Consider the following 15,863-nt stretch of genomic DNA (forward strand, 5'->3'; position numbering starts at 1 on the left):
GTCACGGCGCCGCGTGCAGATCCTCCCGGGAAGCGAACACCCGGCGGCGCTCGCCGTGAATCCTGCCGGTGACCCACCAACTGACCTCGACGAGAACCATCCCGATCGCCCCGCAGGTGAAGGCGATGCCGGTGTAGGCGAGGTTCGAGGGGTCGAGCGCGAAGAACTCTCGGAGGAACGGCACGGAGAACAGCACCACGTACCCGAGTGCCGCTGCGACGATCAGCGCGATCTTCCACCACTGGTACGGCCGCGCCACCACCGCGAGTACCCACAGCGCGATCATGATCAGCGTGATGAGCGCCGAGGTTCCGGCCTGCACCTTCTCCACTTCGGTCTGGTCCGGACCGGCGTAGACGAGGAGGTAGCAGACGAACGTCGCGACTCCGACGATCACACCCGACGGGATGGCCAGCCGCATCACCCGGGGAACGAATCCCGGCCGGGCGCGCTCGTTGTTCGGGGCGAGCGAGAGCAGGAACGCCGGAATGCCGATGGTGAACCACGCCGCGATCGTGACGTGTCTGGGCAGGAACGGGTACGGCAGCGGATCGAAGCCGAACACCGTCGCCAGCACGCCCGAGATGCCGATGAAGAAGGCGAGCAGCACCGAGTACACGGTCTTGGTGAGGAACAGATTCGAGACCCGCTCGATATTGCCGATGACCCGGCGACCCTCACCCACCACGTAGGGCAGCGTCGCGAACTTGTTGTCGAGCAGGACGATCTGCGCGACCGACCGTGCCGCCGGGCTACCCGAGCCCATCGCGACTCCGATGTCCGCGTCCTTGAGCGCTAGGACGTCGTTGACCCCGTCGCCCGTCATCGCGACCGTGTGGCCGCGGGACTGCAACGCACCGACCATCGCCCGTTTCTGGTCGGGCCGCACGCGCCCGAACGTCGTCGACGCTTCTGCGATGTCGGCGAGTTGCTCGCGATCGTCGGGCAGTGTGCGCGCGTCGATCGGGCTGTCGCCCTGCGGCAGACCGAGCGACGACGCGACCGCACCGACGGAGACTGCGTTGTCGCCGGAGATGACCTTGACGTCGACGTGTTGTTCCGCGAAGAACTCGAGCGTGGCCTTCGCGTCGGTGCGCACCCGCTGTTCGAGGACAACCAGGGCGACGGGGGCGACGGTCCCGGGTGCGAGCGCGTCGTCCACGGGACGGTCGCTGCGTGCGAGCAGCAGCACGCGCAGCCCCTGGGCTCCGAGTTCTTCGGCGCGGCGGGCGGTAGGTGTGTCCCGGTCGAGGAGCACGTCGCAGGCACCGAGCAGCCAGTTGCCGTGTGCCCCGTACGACTGCCCGCTCCACTTCTTGGCCGAGGAGAACGGTGCGACCGCGGTGGGTTCACCCCAGCCGGGATCGTCGGGCAATGCCTCCGACAGTGCGAGCACGCTCGCGTTCGGGCGCGGGTCGTTGCCGGCCAGAGCGGCCAGCGCGGTGCGAGCCGCTTCGAGCGTCGTACCGCCAGGACCGTCGACGAGTTCGACGTCGGCGAGCCGCATGCCGTTCTCGGTGAGGGTTCCGGTCTTGTCCGCACACACGATGTCGACCCGTGCGAGCCCCTCGATGGCGGGTAGCTCCTGCACGAGGCACTGGCGACGGCCCAGTCGCACCACGCCCACGGCGAACGCGATGGACGTCATGAGGACCAGACCTTCGGGGACCATCGGCACCAGCGCGGCGACCATGCCGCTGAGCGACGGGCCGAGCGCCTCGCCGCTGGAGAACAACTGGTTGTAGATGATGAGCAGACCCGCGGGGATCATCAGGTAGGTGATGAGCTTGAGGATCTTGTTGATGCCGGCGTTCAGCTCGGAGTGGACCAGCGTGAACTTGCTGGCTTCCTCCGCGAGCCGCGCCGCGTATGCGTCGCGCCCGACCTTCGTCGCGCGGTAGGCACCGGTACCCGACGACACGAAGCTGCCCGACATCACGGAGGTGCCGGGATCCTTGTGCACAGCTTCGGATTCGCCGGTGAGCAGTGATTCGTCGAGTTCGAGGCCGACGGACTCGACGACGGTGCCGTCGACGACCAGCTGGTCGCCCGGACCGAGTTCGATGATGTCGTCGAGCACCACTTCGCGGGGCGCCAACTCGCCGCCGGCGCCGTTGCGTCGCACGACCGGTTTGGTCTGGCTGACGATCGCGAGTTTGTCGAGGGTCCGTTTGGCCCGGACCTCCTGGATGATGCCGATCGAACTGTTGGCCACGATGAGCAGACCGAACATGCCGTCGACGATCGAACCGGTCGCGAGCACGATCAGCAGCAGCACGCCCAGAATCGCGTTGATCCGGGTGAACACGTTCCCCCGGATGATGTCCTTGACCGAGCGGGAAGCACGGTCGGGTACGTCGTTGGTCTGCCCGCGGGCGACCCTCTCGGCCACCTGCTCGGTGGACAGCCCACGCTCGACAAATGCGGGGTCATGCGCGAGCGCATCACCGGTCTCGACCACCGCGGTGGGCTCTTCTCCTGCCATGATTGACAAGGGTATTCCACCCGGTCGCGGCCCTGTTCCCCTGGATGCAGGTCAGCCCAGTGGGATCCACCACGGTTCGCGAGGGACGGGGTGAAGCGCGTCGATGCGCTGCCCCGGCATCGGTACCGCGGTCGCGACGCGAGACTCCTGAGCGGCCGGGACCAGCCGCGCGATCGGCTCGGACCACGAGTGCAGTGCGAGGTTGAACGTCCCCCAGTGGACCGGGACCAGCAGACTGTCGCGGCGGTCGGTGCCGCCGAGGTCGAGGTGCGTCCGTACGGCCTGCTCCGGGTCCATATGGACGTCCGGCCAGCGCCGGTCGTAGGCGCCGACGGGCAGCAGTGTCAGATCGAACGGTCCGTACTTGTCGCCGAGGTCGGCGAAGCGCGGGGTGTAACCGGTGTCGCCGCCGAAGAAGACTCGGCGCGTCGGCCCGGCGATGACCCACGACGACCACAGCGTGATGTCGCGCTGCAGGCCGCGCCCGGAGAAGTGCCGGGCTTCGGTGCACGTGATGCGCAACCCCTCGACCTCCACGTGCTGATCCCAGTCGAGTTCGACGATCCGGTTCTCGGCGACCTTCCACCGTCTCAGGTGGGCGCCGATGCCGAGCGGCACGACGAACCGGACATCGGGCTGGAGTGCGGCGAGGGCTTCGACGGTGTCCCGGTCGAGATGGTCGTAATGGTCGTGCGAGATGAGGACCGCATCGGCGGCGGGCAACGCCTGCAGTTCGATCGGTACCGGGTGCATCCGCTTCGGCCCGACGGTCGGCGACGGCGACACGCGTTCGCTCCAGACCGGGTCACAGAGCACGCGGTAGCCGTCGATTTCGACGAGTGCGCTCGAATGCCCGAACCAGGTCACGGCGAGCTCTGCTGCGTCGACCGGGGCCAGCGCCGGAGCGAGAGGGACCTCGCTACGGGGCGTTCCGCGGGAACCGCGGGTCAGCATGTCCTTCAGCAGCCCCCCGCCGTCCTCGGGACCGAGTACTGACGCGGGGTCGAGGTTGTGGAACCGGCCGTCGCGGTAGTTGGGCGATCCCGCGGCATAGGGGCGGATATCGCCGACCGATGCTCCGATGGAGCTCGGCAGACCGCGTGCAGCTCGTGCGAACCAGAGCGCGCCCGCACCGGCGAGCGCGGACGATGCGGCCTGCCGGGCCCTCATCGGCCGCGGAAGATCGGGTCGCGGCCGCCCGCGCGGGCCAGCCTGGCTTCCTGTGCGTCCTCGCTGAGCCATGCGGCGGCCAGCGCTGCCGTCTGCTCGGGAGTGCTGTCGTCGCGGGTGCCGTCGTCGTTGAGGAACAACTTCTGCGCGTGGAGCGACAGGGGTGCGAGTTTCGCGATCTTCTGCGCCCACTGCTGTGCGGCTGCGAGGTCGCCGATCTTGTTGGCGAGTCCGCGGGCCAGCGCTTCCTCGGCTTCGATGGGCTCGGCGGCCAGGAGCACCGTCCGGGCCGGGCCTCCGCCGACGAGCGACGCGAGTCGTCGTACAGTCCACCGGTCCACCGAGATTCCGAGACGGGCCGCGGGCACCGCGAACCTGGCATTCGGGGCGACGACCCGGAGATCGGAAGCCAGCGCGAGCTGGGTGCCCGCGCCGATGGCGGGGCCGTTGATCGCCGCGATCACCGGAATCGGCACGTTTTCGATCGTCTGCAGCATGTCACCGAGGTTGTCGAGGAACCCGGCGGCGTACACGTCGCCGGACAGGTCGGCTCCGGCGCAGAAGCTCGTTCCGCGACCGGTGATCACGATGACCCGGGCGTCGTCGTCCACGGCTTGCTCTACCGCCTCGCGGATCTCGACGCACAGCTGCGAGTTGAGTGCGTTCCGGCGCTCTTCGCGCTGCAACTCCAGCGTGACGACCTCACCGTCGCGGTTGATCCCGATCATGAATGTGGCACCTTTCGTCACTGCACAGCGATCATTCCATTGTCTCGTCCTCGCCGCGCGACTCCTGTGCACGGGGTCGTCCGGGACCGCGGATCCTGCCGACGCCGCGTGGCGTCCGTCCGGCGTCGGCCAGGGCGCGACGCAGGAGCAGTTCGATCTGGGCGTTGGTACTGCGCAGCTCGTCGGCGGCCCAGCGCGCGAGCGCGTCGTGGACCGCCGGGTCGAGCCGCAGCAGGACCTTCTTGCGTTCGGGCATGCCGAATTCCCTACTGGTACAACGACCCCGTGTTGAGGACGGGCTGGGCGCTCTGGTCACCACACAGGACGACGAGCAGGTTGGAGACCATCACGGCCTTGCGGTCCTCGTCCAGCGAGACGGTGTGCTCCGCTTCGAGGCGCTCGAGCGCGGTGCCGACCATGGACACGGCGCCCTGCACGATCTGTTCTCGCGCGGCGATCACGGCGCCGGCCTGCTGGCGGCGCAGCATCGCCTGGGCGATCTCGGGCGCGTAGGCCAGCTGGTTGATGCGGGTCTCGATCACCCGGACGCCCGCCGACTGCACGCGAGCATGCACCTCCGCCGACAGCTCGGTGGTGATCTGGTCGGCGTTCTGGCGCAGCGAAATCGATTCGAGCGCACCGTCGTACGGGTAACTGCCTGCGATGTGGCGCACAGCGGCCTCGGTCTGGACGGCGACGAACTCTTCGAAGTCGTCGACATCGAATACGGCCCGCGCGGTGTCCTCGACCTGCCAGACGATCACCGCCGAGATCTCGATGGGGTTGCCGTCGGCATCGTTGACCTTGGCCCGGGCGGTCTCGTGGTTGCGAATGCGTGTGGTGATCTTGCGGCGCGAGTTGAGGGGGTTCATCCAGCGCAGGCCGGGCTCACGCAGAGTGCCGGCATACGAACCGCCGAGCAGCTGGAGCACGCGGGCCTCGTTGGGCTCGACGAGAATCAGACCCGCGAGGAAGACGACGGCGACGACTGCGACAACCGATCCCACGACGACCAGCGGGACGTTCACCTCGACCGCTCCCCAGACGATCAGCCCGGTGGCTACCGCCAGCGCGACGAGTGCGACGCCGAGCACGGGCCAGCCGTTGGACGAACGTCCCGGGCGCTCCGACGAGGTGTTGGACTGTGCAGTTTCCATGACTCTCCCTTTCGTCACGAACGCCGATGCGAACGTGATGTCAAAGTGATATCACATTTTTGGATCGGGGCCGCTTCCTGTTCACAGCGCACGCCTCCCGCGGTCGCGGCATGATGGAGGACAACCATCCGAGGGAAGGCCGGGGATGACGTCGGACGAAACAGCCGAGAACGCGACGCACGTGGACGTCGTCGTGATCGGGGCGGGCCAAGCAGGGCTGTCCGCTGCCTACTATCTGCGACGGTTCGGCCTCGAACCCGAAGCCGAATTCGTGGTGATCGACCGGTCGTTCGGACCCGGTGGCGCGTGGCAGCACCGGTGGCCGTCCCTCACCTTGAACACCGTCAACGGCCTGCACGACCTGCCTGGCTACGCCTTCTCGGACGTGGTCCACACCCGGTCGGGTGAGGTGCCGGCGTCCTCCGCGGTTCCCGCGTACTACGGCGCCTACGAGAAGGAATACGACCTTCCCGTACACCGCCCGGTGCAGGTCACGGTGGTGTGCGATCGGGGCGAGCGACTGCGCGTCGAAACCGACGAGGGAATCTACTTCGCGCGCGGGATCATCAACGCGACGGGAACCTGGGAACATCCGTTCGTCCCGTGGTACCCGGGTGCCGCACGATTCCGGGGGCAGCAACTCCACACCAAGGACTACCGCGACGCCGAACAGTTTCGCGGACGGCACGTCCTCGTCGTCGGTGGCGGAATCTCCGCGGTCCAACTGCTCGACGAGATCTCGCGCGTCACCACGACCACCTGGGTCACCCGGCGCGAACCGGTCTGGCGCGACAAGGAATTCACACCCGAGTTCGGCCGCGCAGCGGTTGCCGCCGTGGAGGACCGAGTGCGCCAGGGATTACCTCCGGGCTCGGTCGTCTCGGTCACGGGTATCCCCGTCACCCCGACGATCCGAGCGGCACGCGAGCGCGGTGTCCTCGACCGGAAGCCGATGTTCTCCGAGATCACCGAGACCGGGGTCCGGTGGTCCGACGGCACCACTCTCGATGTCGATGCGATCCTGTGGTGCACAGGTTTTCGAAGCTCGCTCGATCACCTTGCCCCGCTCGGGCTCCGCAACCCCGGCGGGGGAATCACCATGACGGGCCGCCTCGCGACGCAGGTCGCGGCCGATCCGCGAATCCACCTCGTCGGCTACGGCCCTTCCGCATCCACGATCGGCGCCAACCGGGCGGGACGGGCGGCAGCGCGTGAACTCGTCGACCACCTGACCACCGGAGCTGCGGCGCCGTGACGCGACGCGGGGGGTCTGTCCTGCTGGTCGCCTTCGCAGTGGCCACCAGTCTTCTCGCCTCCGCACCGGAAGTCATCGACAGCGCGCTGCCTCCCCCGCCACCACCGGTACCGGCAGCACCGCCGGCGCCACTGGCCGCCGACGAACTCGCCGCCCGCACCGTCCCCGTCGTCGTGACGATCGACGCGAGCCGGGGCTGGACGGGTGTGTCCGGGAGCGGAATCGTCCTCACACCCGACGGCACGGTGCTGACGAACCACCACGTGGTCAGTGGCGCCACCGACATCACAGCGGTGAGCGCCGCGACCGGACTGATCTACGACGTGGAAGTCGTCGGCTACGACAGCGCGCTCGACATCGCCGTGCTCCAACTCGCCGCCGCGAGCGGCCTTCCGGTGGCACCCGTCACGGACGATCTCCCCGCGGCGGGCACACCCGTCACCGCGTTCGGCAACGCGGACGGTGGGGGTGTCGTCGTCGCGGCCCCGGGCACCGTCGTCGCCGCCGACCGCAGCGTGATGGTCCGCGATTCCACCGAGGGCTCCCGGAAGCGGCTCACCGGAATGCTCCAGACCGACACCCCGATCCGCCCGGGAGATTCGGGCGGCCCGCTCGTCGACCATTACGGCGCGGTCGTGGGCGTCAACACCGCCGGAGCGATCGAAGACGGCCCACAAGAAGCGGCGGACTCGCCACCGGAGGCGTATGCCGTACCGATCGGCGAAGCCCTCGCCGTCGTCGAACAGGTGCGAACCGGTGGCGGCACGGACACCGTCCATGTGGGGCCCACACCGCGCCTGGGTGTCGGCGTCACCACCGCGCGCGCCGACGGTGCCGATCGGGGGGCCGAGGTTCTGTGGGTGTCGTTCGGCACGCCCGCCTACGACGCCGGAATCGAAATCGGCGACGTGGTGGTGTCGTTCGGCGGCGACCGCGTGTCGTCGACGACGGAACTGGAATCGCGGCTGCGGATGCGCAAACCCGGGGACGCGGTACCGATCGAATGGCAGGACGCGGACGGCCGTACCCGCAGCGCCGAGGTCGTCCTCGAGGAAGGACCCGTGCGCTGACCACGGAAGACCGTACGTTGGGAAGATCATCACCGAACCGGGAGAGCACATGCCTCGACTACTGCACCTCGATTCGTCCGCCGACCTCGAGACCTCCGTCTCGCGCGAGCTGACACGGTTGTTCGTCGACACCTGGCGCGGGCTGGGCCCCGGCCACGCGGTCGTGGAACGGGACCTGCACCGCTCGCCGCTGCCGCACCTCCCCGACGCCGGACTGCACTACGCGCCGCAGTTGCGCACCGACTCCGAGCGGCCCGACCCGGCGGCCGAGGGCCTGCAAGCCGAGTTGATCGGTGAGTTGACGGGAGCGGACGCGGTGGTGATCGGTGCGCCCATGTACAACTCGTCGATGCCCTCCACGCTCAAGGCGTGGATCGACTTCGTCCACGTCGTCGGGACCACCGTGCCGGTCGACGGAAGCGGAAAGCCGCTCGCCGGCAAGCCGGTGACGATCGTGTCGACCAGGGGCAACAACTACGCACCCGGGACGGCCTCCGCGAGTGGAGATTTCGTCGTTCCTCCGCTCCGGCAGGTACTGGGCGACTCTCTCGGCATGTCGGTGTCGGTGGTGACCGTGGATCTCACGCTGGCGAACCGTCTGCCGCCGTTGGCCCCGTTCGCCGCCCAGGCCGCGGAGAGTCTGGCCGCGGCCCGGGTGGCCGTTCGGGATCTCGCGGCGACGCTGGGCTCCTGAGAGACGACAACCTCGTGTCGGCGGTGGCACGTGTGGGTCAGGTCACGGCTCCTGCCCGGTGCCTACCCGGGCCGACGGCCTGACTCATCGCAGCGGGGATACTCGAGATGTGAGCGCAACACTACGTATCAGCGGCCTGTCCACCTCGAGAGGCGAACGCACCCTGTTCGAAGGCCTCGATCTGACGGTCGCGCCGGGTGACGTGATCGGACTGGTGGGCGCCAACGGTGCAGGAAAGTCGACGCTGCTCACGACCCTCGCCGGGGTGGGGAACGCAGACGTCACCGGATCGATCGTGCTCAGTCCACCCGACGCCACGGTGGGCTACCTCGCGCAGGAACCCGAGCGCATTCCGGGTGAGACCGTCCTCGGATTCCTCGGTCGCCGCACCGGGGTCACCGCTGCGGAAGAGACGATGAACGCGGCCGCGGAGGCCCTCGGCGACTCCACAGTCGACGAATACACACCCGCTCTCGAGCGGTGGCTCGCGCTCGGTGGTGCCGATCTCGCCGAGCGCGCCGAAAAAGTGGTGGCGGATCTCGGTCTCGGAGTCGGTCTCGACGCGCCGATGACCGGCCTGTCCGGCGGGCAGGCAGCGCGCGTCGGGCTCGCGGCGCTACTTCTGTCGCGCTACGACGTGCTGCTTCTCGACGAACCCACCAACGATCTGGACCTTGCGGGGTTGGAGCAACTCGAGCGGTTCGTCGCGGAGACTCGCACCGCGCTCGTGGTGGTGAGCCACGACCGCGAATTCCTCGCGCGGACCGTCACGGGCATCGTCGAACTCGACCCCGTCCAGCAGCAGATCTCGGTGTACGACGGCGGATACGACGCGTACCTGGTCGAGCGGGAAGTCGCGCGCAGGCACGCACGCGAACAGTACGAGGAGTTCGCAGACACCAAATCGCAGCTCGAAGACCGCGCGCAGATGCAGCGCAACTGGCTCGAGCACGGCACCCGCAATGCGCGTCGCAAGTCGAAGGACAACGACAAGATCGGCAAGAAGTTCCGCGCGGAGGCCACCGAGAAGCAGGCCGCGAAAGCACGTCAGACACAGCGCCGCATCGAGCGTCTCGACGTGGTCGAGGAACCTCGCAAGGAGTGGGAGTTGCGCATGGAGATCGCTGCGGCGCCCCGCAGCGGCACGGTGGTGGCGACGCTCGACGACGCTGTCGTCCAGCGTGGTGACTTCACCTTCGGCCCGGTGACCACGCAGGTCCAGTGGGGTGATCGCATCATCGTGACCGGGCCGAACGGCGCCGGGAAGACCACCCTGCTCCGGCTGCTCCTCGGCGCCCTCACTCCGGATTCGGGGCGGGCGACGCTCGGCTCGGGAGTACAGGTCGGCGAGATCGATCAGGCGCGCGGTCTCTTCGAGGGGAACGAGCCGCTGGTCGAAGCGTTCGGGCATCAGGTGCCCGAATGGCCGGACGCCGACGTGCGCACCCTGCTCGCAAAGTTCGGGCTCAAGGGCCACCACGTTCTGCGGCCCGCCGCATCGTTGTCGCCGGGCGAGCGGACCCGTGCCGGATTGGCGCTCCTGCAGGCGCGCGGTGTGAACTTGCTCGTACTCGACGAGCCCACCAACCATCTCGATCTTCCGGCGATCGAGCAACTCGAGCAGGCAGTGGAAAGCTTCGACGGAACGCTCCTTCTGGTGACGCACGACCGCAGAATGCTGGAGACGACGCGAAGCACGCGGCGGTGGCGCCTCGAGGACGGGCGGTTGAGCGAGGAGTTGCTGTAATGAGCGGAAGCGTTCGCGCGGACAGCTGGACGTGGTCGGTGCGTCTGTTCAAGACGCGGTCGGCTGCGGCGTCGGCCTGTCGCGCCGGCCACGTGAAGGTCGACGGGGTCACAGCCAAGCCGTCGACACCGGTGACGATCGGCACCGAAGTCCGAGTGCGGGCGCACGGCGTCGAAAAGATCGTCGAGGTAACGCAACTGGTCAACAAGCGGGTGGGTGCGCCCATCGCGGCCACCGCCTACATCGATCACAGCCCACCGCCGCCGCCGAAGGAAATCCTCGCGGCGATCCCGATCCGCGATCGCGGTGCGGGCCGGCCGACGAAAAAGGACCGCCGCGAACTCGACCGGATCCGCGGGTTCAGCGAAGACTGACCGACCGGGTCGACGTCATCGAGCAATGCCCTCGCCGGTCCGGGGCCTGCTCGCTACGATCACCGCCATCGACTGCCGGGTGCCGGCGATCTCGGGGCAGCATCCCGGGCAGTCCCGAAGGGGACGGAGGTTCGGCGATGGCGTGTCGTATCAGTGAACTGGTGCTCGGCTGTAGAGAACCCGAGGTGTTGGCCCGGTTCTGGTGTGCGGTCTTGGACTTCGTCGTGCTCGATCGTGAGGACGACGGGTCGCTGGAAATCGGGCCACGCGAAGGGTTCGGCGGCGCGCAGCCCACCATCATTCTGAGTCGCAGAGATGAGCCCGAGCCGGGGAAGTCGCGCTTGCACATCGACGTCAACGCAACCGATCGCGACCAGGACGCCGAACTCGACCGTCTGCTGAGCCTCGGTGCGGTACCGGCCGACATCGGCCAGACGGGCGCGGAGCAATGGCATGTATTGGCTGATCCCGAGGGCAACGAGTTCTGCCTGCTGAAGACTCGGCTCGACCCTCTCTGACGGCACGCATCCCGGTGCCTCCAGAGACACCGGATGACGTAAATTTTGACAAATCGTTGTGTTTTTACAACACTTCGTTTCATGAGTCCGGTACGCCGTGGGGAAACGCTCCCCATCTTCAACCGCATCCGCGTTCTCCGTGCGGAACGCGGGATGAGCCGCGCACAACTTGCCGAGCTCATCGACGTGAACCCCCAAACCGTGGGTGCCCTCGAACGCGGAGACCACTACCCGAGCCTGGATCTAGCCTTCCGCATCTGTGACGTCTTCGGCCTTCCCGTCGAGGCCGTCTTCTCACGCACCGAGTTCACTCCGTTGTCGACCGAGTTCTACCGACGCCACCCCAAGGAGGCATGAGATGTCCACCGCGTCGCTCATCGACCGGTACGAGGACTACCGCACGCGCCGGTTCCTGACACACGAAGCCACATTCGGACGCTGGCTTCCGGGGTGGCGCAGACAGCACCGTCGCCGCATCCTCGCCGGCACCGTCATCGCGCTGATCTCGGCGATGTTCGTCATTTCCGTTGCAACCTACTTCTTCCCCGCCGTCGCGCTCGTGTGGCTTCTGGTGGTGTTCGCGTTCCTGCCCGCATGGACGTGCCTGCAGATCGTGTCGGGACGGCAATCCGACGCCCCGCGACATGCGCTGGACGAGCGCGAGATCGCCGAGCGCAACAGCGCCCGCTCGATCGGACTCTCGGTAGCCCAAAGCCTGCTTATCGTGCCGATCTTCGCACTATTGTGGAGCCCGCCTTTCGATTTCATCGACCACCGGGCCCTTTGCTACTCCGCAGGTGGATTCGCGCTCGCCGCAATTCTTTTCAGCGGATGCCTGCCGGCAGTGTTGCTGGCGTGGACCCGGCCCGACGACGACCCGGAGGACCAGATATGACTCTCACGATCGACAATCTCTCCAAACGTTACGGAAGCACTGTCGCTCTCGACGGCGTGAGTTTCGAGGTGAGGCCGGGTGAACTGTTCGGCTTCGTCGGCAGCAACGGTGCCGGCAAGACCACCACCATGCGCATCGCGTTGGGTGTTCTCGCCGCCGACAGCGGTGAGGTCCGGCTCGACGGCAAGCCCGTCGACCTCGAGGTCCGCCGCACGATCGGGTACATGCCCGAGGAGCGCGGCCTCTATCCGAAGATGAAGGTCGGTAACCAGCTGACCTATCTTGCTCAATTGCACGGTCTTTCGAAGCGCGATGCCACGGCGGCGATGCAGCGGTGGACCGAGAGGCTCGGCATCGCCGAGCGGATCGGCGACACGGTCGACTCCTTGTCTCTCGGCAATCAGCAGCGGGTTCAGCTCGCCGCGGCGCTCATCCACGACCCGGCGGTTCTCGTCCTCGACGAACCGTTCTCCGGCCTCGACCCCGTCGCCGTCGACGTCATGAGCGAGGTGCTCGTCGAGAAGGCGAACACCGGTGTTCCCGTCATCTTCTCGAGCCACCAGCTCGATCTCGTGCAGCGGCTCTGCAAGCGAGTCGGCATCATCGTCCACGGACGTATGCGCGTCGTCGGCGAGGTCGACGAACTGCGCGCAAGCGGAAGTGCTCACCTCGTCGTGCACGCGCCCGATGCCCCGGTGGGTTGGGCCGACGGTCTGCCGGGTGTCTCCGACGCAGAGTATCTCGACGGCCGGACCACGCTCGCGGTCGAACCCGGCGCCGACGACCAGCAGATCCTCAAGACCGCACTGTCCACCGGCCCGGTCCACGAGTTCTCCTTGGAGCAACCGTCCCTGACCGATCTGTTCCGAGAGGTGGTGGCCGCATGAGCGCCCCATTGAGCAACTCGCGTGCGATCGGGCTCGTCGCCCGACGTGAATTCTTCACCCAGGTCCAGAAGAAGAGCTTTGTCATCAGCAACGCCCTCGTGCTGATCGCAATCGTCGTCGGCATCGTCGCAACATCGATCTTCTCCGGAGGCGACGACGAACAACCTACCGTCGGGGTCGTAGCCGGCTATTCCCTCGGCACCACGCTCGGCTCCATCGGCGACGCCGCGGGCATGCCGATCGAAATCTCGACTGTGCCCGACGCGGACGCCGGACGTGAGCAGGTCAGCAGCGGCAGCCTGGACGTCGCCCTCGTTCCGGGCACGGACGGCACCGTCACCGCGATTTCCGAATCCGAGATCGACGCCGGTCTCAAGACGCTGATCGATACTGCGGTCGCGCAGGAAGCCCAGTCCGCGGCGTTGACCACTCGTGGCGTCGACCCTGCGGAGGTCGCTGCCGATGCTGCACGCGCAACGGTGGTCGTCGAAGCCATCGATCCCCCCGACCCCGAGCAGGGCCAGCGAATCATCCTGTCGATCCTTGCCGTGGTCCTGCTGTACATGCAGATCCTGTTGTTCGGAACGTACGTCGCGATGGGCGTGGTCGAGGAGAAATCCTCGCGCGTCGTCGAACTGCTGCTCTCCACGCTCCGCCCGTTGCAGTTGCTGTGGGGCAAGATCCTCGGCATCGGTGCCGTCGGTTTGCTCCAGCTCACCGCGTACGGCGTCGTGGGTGTCGGTACCGCGCTCGCCACGGGGACACTGACCGTCACGGGCACAGCCCTCAGCGTGCTGGCCGGCACGATCGGCTGGTTCATTCTCGGCTTCGCCTTCTTCGCCGTCCTCTACGCCGCGGCGGGGTCGATGGTGTCGCGCCAAGAGGACGTGAACTCCACGTCCGGACCATTGATGGTCGTCATCATCGCGATGTTCCTCGCGGCGTTCTCCTCGGTCGACGACCCGGAAGCCTCGTGGAGCACGACCCTCAGCTGGATACCGCCGTTCTCGGCGATTCTCATGCCGCTCCGCATCGCCGCAGGTGTCGCGACTCCGGTGCAGATCGTCGGCACCGTCCTTCTCATGCTTGCTGCGACGGCGTTGCTCAGTGTCATTGCCGCCAAGATCTACCAACGCTCGATCCTGCGTATCGGCCGCACGGTCACGTGGAAGGAAGCGATCGGCCGGTAGCCGTGGGCGCACGGTTCAGCGAGTCGCCTGCCCGTCTCGTATAGGTTCGTTCCACAGCATGATCGACAGGTGGAGGCGACGTGGCGGGCAACAAGATCTCCGCGCAGGAGTTCATCGACGGCGTGATCGACCCGGGTAGTTTCACCTCGTGGGACACAGCCCCGGTGGACGTCCCGGCCGACGAGAACTATCGGGCGGAACTTCGGCGGGCCGCCGAAAAATCCGGCACCGACGAGTCGGTTCTCACCGGTGCCGGGACCGTGCACGGACGCCGCGTGGCGCTGATCGCCTGCGAGTTCTCCTTCCTCGCAGGGTCGATCGGCGTCGCGGCGGCCGAGCGCATCGTGACCGCGATCGAACGCGCCACCGAAGAGCGTCTCCCCCTGCTCGCCTCCCCCACCTCCGGAGGCACTCGAATGCAGGAGGGGACGCTCGCGTTCGTACAGATGGTGAAGATCGCCGCCGCCGTCGCCGAGCACAAAGCTTCACATCTGGGTTACCTTGTGTACCTGCGCAATCCGACCACCGGCGGAGTGTTCGCGTCGTGGGGATCGCTCGGGCACGTCACCGCCGCAGAACCGGGCGCACTCGTCGGATTTCTCGGGCCCCGCGTCTACCAAGCGCTCTACAACGAGCCGTTCCCGGAAGGCGTACAGACGGCGGAAAACCTCTACCGCAAGGGCGTGATCGACGGAGTCGTTCCGCTCGAGGGCGTCCGGCAACTCGTGCACCGGCTTCTGCGTGTGCTCGTGGAACCGGATCGCCCCGATAACAGCACCTCTCGCGCCGTCACCACCGTCGACGACGTGCCCGATATTCCGGCCTGGCAGTCGGTGATGCTCAGCCGCCGGTCCGAGCGGCCGGGGATCCGTGAACTGCTCCGGCACGCGGCCTCTGCTCAGGTGAGGCTGTCCGGCACCGGGGAAGGCGAGTCCGACAGCACAGTGTTGTTGTCGCTGGCTCGGTTTCGCGGGGTGTCGTGCGTGATGTTCGGGCAGGACCGCACCGGGCAGTCCGCGTCGAGCACGATGGGTCCCGGCGCGCTACGGGAAGCGCGACGCGCAATGCGGCTTGCCGAAGAGCTTCGACTTCCGCTGGTTCTCGTCATCGACACCCTCGGCGCCTCGTTGTCCAAGGAGGCCGAGGAGCGCGGACTCGCACCGGAAATCGCCCGGTGCATATCCGATCTCGTGACACTGTCGACTCCGACGGTGTCGGTGCTGCTCGGCCAGGGCACCGGCGGCGGCGCGCTGGCACTGCTGCCCGCCGACCGTGTGCTGTGCGCGCAGCACGGCTGGCTCGCCCCACTACCCCCGGAGGGGGCGAGTGCCATCGTGCACCGCGACACGACCCACGCCCCGCGGATGGCGGAAGCGCAAGGAATCAGAGCGCGGGACCTGCTTCGCAACGGAATCGTGGACGGGGTGATTCCCGAGCGACCCGACGCCACTGAGGAACCCAAGGAGTTCGTGAAGCGAGTCGGGGCGGCCGTCGCGCGCGAACTCGCCGAACTTGCCGACGAACCCGCGGGCGAGCGGTACAGCCGGCGAATCGACCGGTATCGCCGATTGGGCGTCCCGACAGTGTGAGTAGTGCGTCGGCGCCGCGCAGCGTCGCGACCAGGTCGTCCTCTGCCACGTCGACGCCGCGAACTGCCCCTTCGGAACATCCCACTCGGTCGGGCGACGAGCCA

16 protein-coding genes are annotated in these 15,863 nt (G+C 67.6%); 11 read left to right on the plus strand and 5 right to left on the minus strand.

Going from position 1 to position 15,863, the window contains the following annotated elements; genetic code table 11:
- Position 1 precedes the first annotated feature (1 nt).
- From RDCOP1_RS14230 to RDCOP1_RS14250, 5 genes are read right to left on the minus strand one after another with little or no spacing between them, the layout of a single operon-like run.
- A complete protein-coding gene (locus tag RDCOP1_RS14230; RefSeq protein WP_072701650.1) occupies positions 2 to 2,485 on the minus strand; it encodes an HAD-IC family P-type ATPase in 2,484 nt (827 codons plus the stop codon).
- Positions 2,486 to 2,536: 51 nt separating this feature from the next.
- Positions 2,537 to 3,655, minus strand: a complete 1,119-nt coding sequence (locus RDCOP1_RS14235; RefSeq protein ID WP_072701652.1) for an MBL fold metallo-hydrolase — start codon at positions 3,653 to 3,655, stop codon at positions 2,537 to 2,539.
- A complete protein-coding gene (locus RDCOP1_RS14240; RefSeq protein ID WP_072701654.1) occupies positions 3,652 to 4,383 on the minus strand; it encodes an enoyl-CoA hydratase in 732 nt (243 codons plus the stop codon). The genes RDCOP1_RS14235 and RDCOP1_RS14240 overlap by 4 nt, the downstream gene beginning before the upstream one ends.
- A 31-nt stretch (positions 4,384 to 4,414) precedes the next feature.
- A complete protein-coding gene (locus RDCOP1_RS14245; protein WP_072701656.1) occupies positions 4,415 to 4,639 on the minus strand; it encodes a type II toxin-antitoxin system antitoxin in 225 nt (74 codons plus the stop codon).
- A gap of 10 nt (positions 4,640 to 4,649) precedes the next feature.
- Positions 4,650 to 5,540 carry an SPFH domain-containing protein gene (locus tag RDCOP1_RS14250; RefSeq protein WP_072701658.1) on the minus strand — a complete coding sequence of 297 codons (891 nt, stop codon included), beginning with the start codon at positions 5,538 to 5,540 and terminating at the stop codon, positions 4,650 to 4,652.
- A gap of 145 nt (positions 5,541 to 5,685) precedes the next feature.
- On the opposite strand from RDCOP1_RS14250, the gene RDCOP1_RS14255 reads away from it, so the two are divergent.
- The 11 genes from RDCOP1_RS14255 (at position 5,686) to RDCOP1_RS14305 (ending at position 15,759) form a co-directional block, all read left to right on the plus strand.
- Positions 5,686 to 6,795, plus strand: a complete 1,110-nt coding sequence (locus tag RDCOP1_RS14255; RefSeq protein WP_072701660.1) for an NAD(P)-binding domain-containing protein — start codon at positions 5,686 to 5,688, stop codon at positions 6,793 to 6,795.
- Positions 6,792 to 7,865 carry a S1C family serine protease gene (locus RDCOP1_RS14260; RefSeq protein ID WP_072701662.1) on the plus strand — a complete coding sequence of 358 codons (1,074 nt, stop codon included), beginning with the start codon at positions 6,792 to 6,794 and terminating at the stop codon, positions 7,863 to 7,865. The genes RDCOP1_RS14255 and RDCOP1_RS14260 overlap by 4 nt, the downstream gene beginning before the upstream one ends.
- Positions 7,866 to 7,914: 49 nt before the next feature.
- Positions 7,915 to 8,559 carry an FMN-dependent NADH-azoreductase gene (locus tag RDCOP1_RS14265; RefSeq protein ID WP_072701664.1) on the plus strand — a complete coding sequence of 215 codons (645 nt, stop codon included), beginning with the start codon at positions 7,915 to 7,917 and terminating at the stop codon, positions 8,557 to 8,559.
- A gap of 109 nt (positions 8,560 to 8,668) precedes the next feature.
- Positions 8,669 to 10,306 (plus strand): ABC-F family ATP-binding cassette domain-containing protein, encoded by a 1,638-nt coding sequence (locus RDCOP1_RS14270; RefSeq protein ID WP_072701666.1) that lies wholly within the window; start codon positions 8,669 to 8,671, stop codon positions 10,304 to 10,306.
- Entirely contained in the window at positions 10,306 to 10,680 is a 375-nt protein-coding gene (locus RDCOP1_RS14275; protein WP_072701668.1) for an RNA-binding S4 domain-containing protein, read from the plus strand. The genes RDCOP1_RS14270 and RDCOP1_RS14275 overlap by 1 nt, the downstream gene beginning before the upstream one ends.
- Before the next feature lie 137 nt (positions 10,681 to 10,817).
- Positions 10,818 to 11,198 (plus strand): VOC family protein, encoded by a 381-nt coding sequence (locus RDCOP1_RS14280; RefSeq protein WP_072701670.1) that lies wholly within the window; start codon positions 10,818 to 10,820, stop codon positions 11,196 to 11,198.
- An 81-nt stretch (positions 11,199 to 11,279) separates the two neighbouring features.
- Positions 11,280 to 11,555, plus strand: a complete 276-nt coding sequence (locus RDCOP1_RS14285) for a helix-turn-helix transcriptional regulator (protein WP_072701672.1) — start codon at positions 11,280 to 11,282, stop codon at positions 11,553 to 11,555.
- Position 11,556: 1 nt separating this feature from the next.
- Positions 11,557 to 12,093, plus strand: coding sequence for a hypothetical protein (locus RDCOP1_RS14290; RefSeq protein ID WP_072701673.1), 537 nt, complete (start codon positions 11,557 to 11,559; stop codon positions 12,091 to 12,093).
- Positions 12,090 to 12,980, plus strand: coding sequence for an ABC transporter ATP-binding protein (locus tag RDCOP1_RS14295; protein ID WP_072701675.1), 891 nt, complete (start codon positions 12,090 to 12,092; stop codon positions 12,978 to 12,980). Before RDCOP1_RS14290 ends, RDCOP1_RS14295 begins: the two co-directional genes overlap by 4 nt.
- Entirely contained in the window at positions 12,977 to 14,170 is a 1,194-nt protein-coding gene (locus RDCOP1_RS14300) for an ABC transporter permease (RefSeq protein ID WP_072701677.1), read from the plus strand. The genes RDCOP1_RS14295 and RDCOP1_RS14300 overlap by 4 nt, the downstream gene beginning before the upstream one ends.
- Positions 14,171 to 14,250: 80 nt before the next feature.
- Positions 14,251 to 15,759, plus strand: a complete 1,509-nt coding sequence (locus tag RDCOP1_RS14305) for a carboxyl transferase domain-containing protein (RefSeq protein WP_072701679.1) — start codon at positions 14,251 to 14,253, stop codon at positions 15,757 to 15,759.
- Positions 15,760 to 15,863: the final 104 nt, after the last annotated feature.

The organism is Rhodococcus coprophilus NBRC 100603, assembly GCF_001895045.1.
GTDB classification, from domain to species: Bacteria; Actinomycetota; Actinomycetes; order Mycobacteriales; family Mycobacteriaceae; genus Rhodococcus; species Rhodococcus coprophilus.

Coding starts and splice junctions, on each gene's coding strand:
- RDCOP1_RS14245 (WP_072701656.1), bottom strand. CDS start 4,639: ATGCCCGAACGCAAGAAGGTCCTGCTGCGGCTCGACCCGGCGGTCCAC.
- RDCOP1_RS14230 (WP_072701650.1), bottom strand. CDS start 2,485: ATGGCAGGAGAAGAGCCCACCGCGGTGGTCGAGACCGGTGATGCGCTC.
- RDCOP1_RS14250 (WP_072701658.1), bottom strand. CDS start 5,540: ATGGAAACTGCACAGTCCAACACCTCGTCGGAGCGCCCGGGACGTTCG.
- RDCOP1_RS14295 (WP_072701675.1), top strand. CDS start 12,090: ATGACTCTCACGATCGACAATCTCTCCAAACGTTACGGAAGCACTGTC.
- RDCOP1_RS14285 (WP_072701672.1), top strand. CDS start 11,280: ATGAGTCCGGTACGCCGTGGGGAAACGCTCCCCATCTTCAACCGCATC.
- RDCOP1_RS14255 (WP_072701660.1), top strand. CDS start 5,686: ATGACGTCGGACGAAACAGCCGAGAACGCGACGCACGTGGACGTCGTC.
- RDCOP1_RS14235 (WP_072701652.1), bottom strand. CDS start 3,655: ATGAGGGCCCGGCAGGCCGCATCGTCCGCGCTCGCCGGTGCGGGCGCG.
- RDCOP1_RS14280 (WP_072701670.1), top strand. CDS start 10,818: ATGGCGTGTCGTATCAGTGAACTGGTGCTCGGCTGTAGAGAACCCGAG.
- RDCOP1_RS14240 (WP_072701654.1), bottom strand. CDS start 4,383: ATGATCGGGATCAACCGCGACGGTGAGGTCGTCACGCTGGAGTTGCAG.
- RDCOP1_RS14275 (WP_072701668.1), top strand. CDS start 10,306: ATGAGCGGAAGCGTTCGCGCGGACAGCTGGACGTGGTCGGTGCGTCTG.
- RDCOP1_RS14300 (WP_072701677.1), top strand. CDS start 12,977: ATGAGCGCCCCATTGAGCAACTCGCGTGCGATCGGGCTCGTCGCCCGA.
- RDCOP1_RS14290 (WP_072701673.1), top strand. CDS start 11,557: ATGTCCACCGCGTCGCTCATCGACCGGTACGAGGACTACCGCACGCGC.
- RDCOP1_RS14265 (WP_072701664.1), top strand. CDS start 7,915: ATGCCTCGACTACTGCACCTCGATTCGTCCGCCGACCTCGAGACCTCC.